We start from the raw sequence: 7472 nt of genomic DNA, 5'->3' as shown, positions 1-7472 counted from the left end.
ACTTTGAACTGATCCTTAATGAATTCAACCATAAATTCATAATCATCAACCGCAAACGTAATAGAAGTTAATTTTTTCAGGCGTTTTAACTCCATGATCCGGATCAAACGCTCTAATTGTCTGGCTGTAGCTTGCTGAATAATTACTTTTCCAACCAGCTTTTTAGATAAAATCTCTTCTGTTGACCCAATAACCGTATCATAATCGTACATCGGCTGAGATGATACGTATTGAATAACTTTTAAAGGCTTGTCGTTTATGAAAAGTTTCATCGAGTGCTAGCGAGCTAATTATGGGCAAATTATCAAAGTAATAGTGAATTAAAAAGGATACCTATAAGGAATTATTAACAGATTGGCGTGACACAGGATTTAGTGGCTAAAATGTATTAAATTTATAACGCAATAACTAATACTTACTTACATGAACTATAAAAAAGAAGTAGCGCTTTCTTTATTAAAAAATGAAGCTGTGCGTTTACGCCCTGAAGAGCCTTTCAAGTGGGCATCAGGATGGAATTCTCCGATATACTGCGATAATCGCTTAACTTTATCTTTTCCCGAATCTCGCAACCTGATCCGTGATGGACTGGTAGATCTGATCCGTACACATTATCCGCAATGCGAGTGCATTGCAGGTGTTGCTACAGCCGGGATTCCGCAGGCAGCCATCATTGCCGATAACATGAATCTGCCAATGATCTATGTTCGCCCGAAACCAAAAGATCACGGCATGCAAAACCTGATCGAAGGAAAAATAACCCAAGGACAAAAAATAGTTGTTATTGAAGACTTGATCTCTACCGGCGGTAGTTCTTTAAAAGCCGTAGAAGCCTTACAGGACGGTGGCTTTGAAGTTTTAGGCATGATCGGCATTTTCACCTATGGCTTTCAGCTTGCCGCAGATAATTTCTCAAAAGCCGGCATCACTCTTCACACACTTTGCAACTATGATGAATTGATCAAAGAAGCACAGTTAAACGGATATGTAAAGCAAGACCAGCTTGAAACACTAAGTGAATGGAGAAAAAGTCCTGAAACCTGGAAAAAATAAATTTGATCTATTCAATAATTCATAAAAAGGGAGAGTATAAATACTCTCCCTTTTTATTTTATAATACTTTAAGTTTTCCGGCCTTACCTGTTATCCTTATTGGAATTGACAAGCCCGCCTTTGAATCATTGGTAAGATCTTTGGTATCCGGTTTCTTCTTCATATTCTTCACAGGCAATAACACGTAGAAATTACTTTCCCCATCAGGAGTTATTGTAACATCTAAATAGAAATAAAGAATATTCGATACATATAAGGTCCGCGGAATTTCAATCACATGATCTTTTACAATAATAGATGAGGAAATATTTTCAAATGTAACTTTAGACAAATCCTTCTCCTCAAATCCTACTTTTGTAAGCTTCATTAATGGCTCAACATTAATCAGCTGCAACTTATTAATGTTATATGTACCATTTACAAAAATAGAATTGGAATCAACACTAAGTTTACTATCCATTTTAAAGAAAAAATAAATGTCGCCGCTAATAACACCTTTAATATTATCCTGAGTAAGCATTTTCTGATTAAAGCTATTGAAAGCAGAGAATACTTTATCAATCTGGAATTTGCGCATGGAAATATTAGACTTGCAATGAATTTCATTTTTAACCGGCGTAAAACTGCTTACAAAATTCATGTGACCACCAAACGAACGCATCGACTCAACAATATCCACTTTCTTATTTGACAGTTTTATATCCAGTTCAATATCGTTGCCATGATATTGGCGCGCATAAAAATTTTTAACCTTTCCTTTTAATACAGCTTTCAGATTATAAGGCAGAATAATATTCCCATTTTCTACAACCTTTTTGTTGTGGTTGCTTTGATCTTTATCCTTTGCAGACTTATTTCCTGTTGAACCTGGTGAATTAAAATCACTGAAATAAAAATTCGTTGATTCGAAATTTATTTTCATATCCAAGCCTGTAGTATCATTGAAAACTGAATTGAATAAATGATACGCGGTACCGGTAATTTTCATGTCTGTCTTACCTGATTGAATAGCCAGCTTATTCATGCGTACAGTATCATTCCTGAAATCAATTCTTCCATCGAGCTTATCAAATGCAAAATGCACCTTGTTCAATTTAAGTTTCATTTTTTCCAGATCGATATATCCTTCCATAACAGGTGTTACAGAACTCTTACCAAATAAGTAATTCAGCTTCCCGTCGTATTTAAGCTGCATATGAATCCTTCCATCAACGGCCGCATAGCCTTTAAACTGTACAATATCAAACAGTGTTTTACTTTTCAGTGTCAGGTCCAAATCTGTAACTAATGTGGGATCGATAAAATTCTTCACCAGAATACTTTTAGCTTTTAAAGAATCATTAACATCAATTACAGTACTAAAATTTTTAAAGCTGATGCTACAATCTTCCATCTTTGTACTGGAGGTCGAATTTAAGTTGCCCTGAAAAGCCATTCCATGCACAGGTGTTTTTAATTTATCATGATTGATCGAAAAATTTTTAGTAGCAAAATCTATATTAAAATCCGGCTGATTCCCTGGCAGCAAGCTGATCTTAATGGTTGCATCTGCATCAACATTTCCTTTTAAATTAAGCTGGTGAATTTTGTCTGTCCATTTAGAAGGAATCAGACGAAACACTTCTTCAATATCTGCTTGAGTAGTTTTAATATTTAGGGTAAGAAACGATTTGTTTTTAAAATCAATATTTCCATTGCCTATAAATTTGTTTTTGCCGGATGCCAGTATGCAGTTTGTAAAACCAAATACCTTGGTTGTTAAATCAAATGAAAAATTCAGGTTGGCATCCAGGTCAGCTCCTTTAAATAAGGTTCCCGGGCGCAGTGTAATTTCATCCGAATACATTCCGCCAATCAAGTTACCGGTAAGCACTTTCGAGTCTAAGCTTATTTTGGATTCTGTATTTTTAAATGTCAATTCAACACGTTTCGGTTTAAATTTATTTTCATACAGAATATGAATATTTTCAAATTTCACTTTATTAAAACTGAAACTTGAAATCGCTTTTTTGTCTTTTACCTTTGTCGAATCTTTTTTAATGAAGATATCAAAATCCCTGTTTCCCACTGAATCAACCCGTGCATCCAAAATACCGTCAGCAATTAACACCTCTTCAACCTTAAAATTTTTGATGAGAATATTGTACGGAGAAAATAATATTTGAAGTTTATCAAGTTTAAGTAATGGCACTTTACTTGTATCTGACTTTTGAACCAGCATTTGGTCCATACGAAATGAAACATATGGAAAGTTTGTAAACGCAGATATACTGATCCGGTCAATCGAAATTGGTTTGGTCAGGTTTTTATTTATTTCTGAAACCACACGGGTTTCAATTTCTTTTCTATAATAATTGGAAATCACCGAAAGGGCTATAAAGTAAACAGCCACGATTCCTAAAATCACAAAAAGGATTTTGTATATAAATTTCACTGTATTATTCGTTAAAAGTTGTGTGTTCTGAAATCTTGCAATCTAAAATAATAATAATATATTAGTAATTATCTTTTTTTAAGCTTATTAAAAACTAACCGAGATGAATGTTAACATGATTACCTGGAAAGTTGTAATGTATTTATCATTTACATTGGTAATAAGCACGGGTTTTATACCTAAGAAAATTGATGCATGCCAGTTTAGCTATCTGAAATACGATGTTGAAATTCAGGATAAATATGTTGGCTGGATGACATGTTTAAAAAATATAACACCCAATCAGCCTACTGAAACCAGCTTTGTAATCGACTCAAAAGTAAATGTAAATGTGATTACAGACTATGATATTCAATTTAAGCTGGAGTCTGTATTTCAAAATGGTTCGTTGGCAAAAGCCAATTACTTCACAAAAGTAAACGGCGATACACAATCCCTTTCATCCGTTAATTGGGACGGCAGGCAGTATATTGGCTGGGATGGAAAGAAAAACAGCAATCTTGGAACTACTAAAATATTCCAGTCGATCGGTAATTTATATTATAAGGAGCCAGTAGGTCTTACACAGCTTTTTTCAGAAAAGTACCTGGCCTTTTGTTCCATTACCAAGGCCGGAGAATATTATACAGTTTCTTTTCCTGATGGTAAAAGCACTATTTACAAATACCAGAATGGTATTTGCATCTGGGCGGAATCAAGGCAGAAGTTGTATAAAATTGTTTTCCGTCTCAAGGAAATAAAATAATCCCTTTGTATTCTTTTACCATCCACCGCTATTCCTGAATGAAGATCGGCTTAATCTCTGACACGCACTCGTTCCTGGACAATTCCGTTTTTGATTATTTTAAAGAATGCGACGAAATCTGGCATGCCGGAGACTTTGGCAATGTTTCCGTTTATGATCAGCTGAATGCTTTCAAACCTACCATAGGTGTTTATGGTAACATCGATGGACAGGATGTCCGGATTGTTTTAAAGGAAGATCTTTTTTTTGAACGCGAAGGCGTTAAAATATATATGACGCATATTGGCGGCAGCCCCGGCAAATATTCAGCACGTGTCAAAGAGCAGATTTTAAACTACAAGCCTGCGGTATTTGTATGCGGGCACAGTCACATACTCCGGATCATGAGCGATCCTGCTTATGGAAATATGCTCTATCTGAACCCCGGCGCGGCCGGCAAGGAGGGCTTTCATAAAATACGTACAATCATGCGGTTTGAATTCAATGCAGGCAAAATTGAGAAACTGCAGGTGATCGAACTTGGAATGCGTGGAAAATAAAAAAGACGACTCTGAAGTCGTCTTTTAAATAAGATATGAAGGAATTCGAATGAATTAAGCTTGTTTTTTCAATTCTTCTACATCCACGCGACGAATTACAGGAACACTAGTCATTTGTTTGATAACTGCCTGTCTGTTGTTCGCAACCGCTTTGTTTCTTCTGTCTTTTCTTTTAAGTCTAGTAACTCCCATGTCGGTAATGTTTTATTCTGAAGGAATGCAAAGATAGTATATTTATTACAATAATAAAAATTGTTTCTATTTATTATCAATATAGGCTTTACGGAGTCCTTTTCGTAATTTTGAAGTACGATTTGACTAAAATAAAGAATGGAAAAACCTTCATTACCGAAAGGAACAAGGGATTTTGGCCCTGGCCAGATGCTTAAAAGACAGTATTTATTACAAACAATACGTTCAATTTTCACTAAATACGGCTTTTTACCTATCGAAACCCCTGCCATGGAAAACTTAAATGTTTTGACAGGCAAATATGGAGATGAAGGTGACCAGCTTATATATAAAATATTAAATTCCGGAGATTTCATCCAGGGAATTGATGAAAAACAATTAAACGAGGGAGCAAAAAAACTTTTGCCAAAAATTTCAAAAAAAGCTCTTCGGTATGATTTAACGGTACCATTTGCCCGTCATGTCGTAATGAACCGGAATGAAATCACCTTCCCATTCAAACGTTATCAGATTCAACCGGTATGGCGTGCCGACCGTCCTCAAAAAGGTCGCTATTGCGAATTCATGCAATGTGATGCAGATGTTGTAGGTACAGATTCCCTTCTTTGCGAAGCAGAAATTGTGCTGATGATCCACGAAGCATTTGCAGCTTTAGGAATCACCGACTTTGTTATAAAAATTAATAATAGAAAAATTTTAACCGGTATAGCTGATGTGATTGGTAAAAGCGGTTGTGAAACGGATCTGTGTGTTGCCATTGACAAACTGGACAAGATTGGTCAGGATGCCGTTCTGGATGAATTGCGCAGCAAAAACTTCAGCGAAAGCCAGCTGAAAACCTTACTTCCGGTTTTCGGATTAAAAGGTAACAACAACAAAATTTTCCCAATCCTGCAGTCTATGCTGGCAGCAAGCGAAATCGGATTAAAAGGTATTGAGGAACTTAAAAAAGTATACGATCTCATTGAAAAATCAGGCTTGAGCCAGGCTTCTGTTGAAACAGACCTGACACTTGCCCGGGGCTTATCTTATTATACAGGAGCTATCTTTGAAGTTAAGATTTTAAATGTCCAGATGGGCAGTGTATGCGGAGGTGGCCGCTATGACAACCTTACAGGTGTGTTTGGTCTTCCGGATGTTTCCGGGGTGGGTATTTCTTTTGGTATTGACCGCATCTACGATGTTATGAATGAATTAAACCTATTTCCATCGCAGGATTCCAGTTCAACCCAACTCCTGATTTGTACCTTCGATACCAACACATTTGAACACGCATTGCCTTTGGTTACTAAATTACGTGCACAAGGTATAAATACAGAGTTGTATCCCGAACCGGTAAAATTAAAGAAACAATTAAGCTACGCAGACGATAAAAAAATCCCCTTTGCCATTTTAATTGGTGAAGATGAAATTAAACAACAGATCTATTCGTTAAAGAATATGATATCAGGCGAACAATTTAAATGTTCAATCGATGAAATTGTACAAAAAATGAATTAAGCTTTGAAACCTGCCAAACAATATTTTTATCTTCTGTTCCTGCTTCTGAACCTCGCTTTTTATTCCGAAGCTCAGAACGTGCCCTGCTTTACAACTTCAGCAGTTAAAGGCTGCGTTCCTTTTACAATCACCGTTGATGCAAGTTGTGCAACCAACAATAGTGGTACTATACCTTTTTATAATTACAATTATCCAGGTGGCAGCTATGTTTCTCAAACCACACATACGTATACTGCTCCAGGCATTTATACCATCAGACAATTAATCGGCACCTCCACCATTGACCATACGGTTGAAGCCATTGATCCTGCAGCACCGCAATTTACTGTACAATCCTGTTCCGGCAGAATTGTAAGTGCATTTATCTCTGATCTTACCTATGATAAGTTTATCGTAGATTTTAATGATGGTTCTCCAACCCAAACAGTTTCAACAGGCAGTACCGTTACGCATACCTATGCTTCAGACGGAATAAAATCAGTAACCGTAACGGGTGTGTTCAACCCTAATCAAAGTTGTAAATCTGCTTCACAGTCTACTTACGCACGCACAAGCATTATTAAGCCAGACGTTATTGACTTAAAAGTGGTTGCGCAGAGAACAACTACCGGATCAATTATACTTAGATATAACAGTATTATCGGGCAACAATACAGAATTGAAAGAAGTACTAACGGCGGAGCATATACAACAATCGCTACTCCCCCGCTGGCAACTACTAATGCGGTAGTAAGTTATACAGACCAGAATCTGAATACAGCTGCTAATGTATATGAATATAGAATGGTTTCGTTTGATGATTGCACAAACGAGGTAACATCTGCAGTAATTTATTCATTGATCATTGCTGCCACACCAACCAATCTTGTCAATACCATTACGTGGAACAGTTCTCCCACTGTAGCTTCATTTGCCCTTACAAAAAATTCTGTTTTACAGACTTTAACCTCACCTACCGCAACAACCTTTGCTGATGCAGCTGTTGTCTGCGGTACGAACTATTGTTATC

At 36.5% G+C, this 7472-nt stretch carries 7 protein-coding genes and 1 pseudogene; 5 read left to right on the top strand and 3 right to left on the bottom strand.

Features of this window, described 5'->3' with window-relative positions; translation table 11 throughout:
* Positions 1 to 272: pseudogene (locus ACTHJT_RS14605) on the bottom strand (NUDIX hydrolase); the annotation flags it as partial.
* Positions 273 to 423: 151 nt separating this feature from the next.
* On the opposite strand from ACTHJT_RS14605, the gene pyrE reads away from it, so the two are divergent.
* Complete coding sequence (pyrE, locus tag ACTHJT_RS14600) at positions 424 to 1053, top strand: orotate phosphoribosyltransferase (protein WP_440239490.1); 630 nt, start codon at positions 424 to 426, stop codon at positions 1051 to 1053.
* Between the two features lie 58 nt (positions 1054 to 1111).
* On the opposite strand, the gene ACTHJT_RS14595 is transcribed toward pyrE, so the two are convergent.
* Positions 1112 to 3460 (bottom strand): hypothetical protein, encoded by a 2349-nt coding sequence (locus ACTHJT_RS14595; protein ID WP_440239488.1) that lies wholly within the window; start codon positions 3458 to 3460, stop codon positions 1112 to 1114.
* A 130-nt stretch (positions 3461 to 3590) separates the two neighbouring features.
* Between ACTHJT_RS14595 and ACTHJT_RS14590 the strand changes: the two genes are divergently transcribed.
* Both ACTHJT_RS14590 and ACTHJT_RS14585 read left to right on the top strand, forming a co-directional pair.
* The gene (locus tag ACTHJT_RS14590; protein ID WP_440239486.1) at positions 3591 to 4232 is read left to right on the top strand and encodes a DUF6134 family protein; all 642 of its coding nucleotides are present in this window, start codon (positions 3591 to 3593) and stop codon (positions 4230 to 4232) included.
* Positions 4233 to 4270: 38 nt separating this feature from the next.
* Positions 4271 to 4771 (top strand): metallophosphoesterase family protein, encoded by a 501-nt coding sequence (locus tag ACTHJT_RS14585; protein ID WP_440239484.1) that lies wholly within the window; start codon positions 4271 to 4273, stop codon positions 4769 to 4771.
* 54 nt (positions 4772 to 4825) lie between these two features.
* Here ACTHJT_RS14585 and ACTHJT_RS14580 read toward each other — a convergent pair whose 3' ends face one another.
* Complete coding sequence (locus ACTHJT_RS14580; protein WP_018344838.1) at positions 4826 to 4963, bottom strand: hypothetical protein; 138 nt, start codon at positions 4961 to 4963, stop codon at positions 4826 to 4828.
* A 138-nt stretch (positions 4964 to 5101) separates the two neighbouring features.
* On the opposite strand from ACTHJT_RS14580, the gene hisS reads away from it, so the two are divergent.
* Together hisS and ACTHJT_RS14570 are read left to right on the top strand one after the other, a co-directional pair.
* Positions 5102 to 6463 (top strand): histidine--tRNA ligase, encoded by a 1362-nt coding sequence (gene hisS / locus ACTHJT_RS14575; RefSeq protein ID WP_440239482.1) that lies wholly within the window; start codon positions 5102 to 5104, stop codon positions 6461 to 6463.
* Between the two features lie 3 nt (positions 6464 to 6466).
* Positions 6467 to 7472, top strand: a 1006-nt coding sequence (locus ACTHJT_RS14570) for a hypothetical protein (protein ID WP_440239480.1), incomplete at its 3' end; no start/stop codon positions are given.

Source organism: Cytophaga sp., assembly GCF_051961495.1.
In the GTDB taxonomy this organism is placed as follows: domain Bacteria; phylum Bacteroidota; class Bacteroidia; order Cytophagales; family Cytophagaceae; genus Cytophaga.
The sequence above is the reverse complement of the archived record's forward strand: the minus strand, read 5'-3'. Positions and strand labels throughout refer to the sequence as shown.

What these genes read in the sequence shown, in the direction of transcription:
- pyrE (WP_440239490.1), top strand. Translation starts at nt 424, where the DNA reads ATGAACTATAAAAAAGAAGTAGCGCTTTCTTTATTAAAAAATGAAGCT.
- ACTHJT_RS14590 (WP_440239486.1), top strand. Translation starts at nt 3,591, where the DNA reads ATGAATGTTAACATGATTACCTGGAAAGTTGTAATGTATTTATCATTT.
- ACTHJT_RS14585 (WP_440239484.1), top strand. Translation starts at nt 4,271, where the DNA reads ATGAAGATCGGCTTAATCTCTGACACGCACTCGTTCCTGGACAATTCC.
- ACTHJT_RS14580 (WP_018344838.1), bottom strand. Translation starts at nt 4,963, where the DNA reads ATGGGAGTTACTAGACTTAAAAGAAAAGACAGAAGAAACAAAGCGGTT.
- hisS (WP_440239482.1), top strand. Translation starts at nt 5,102, where the DNA reads ATGGAAAAACCTTCATTACCGAAAGGAACAAGGGATTTTGGCCCTGGC.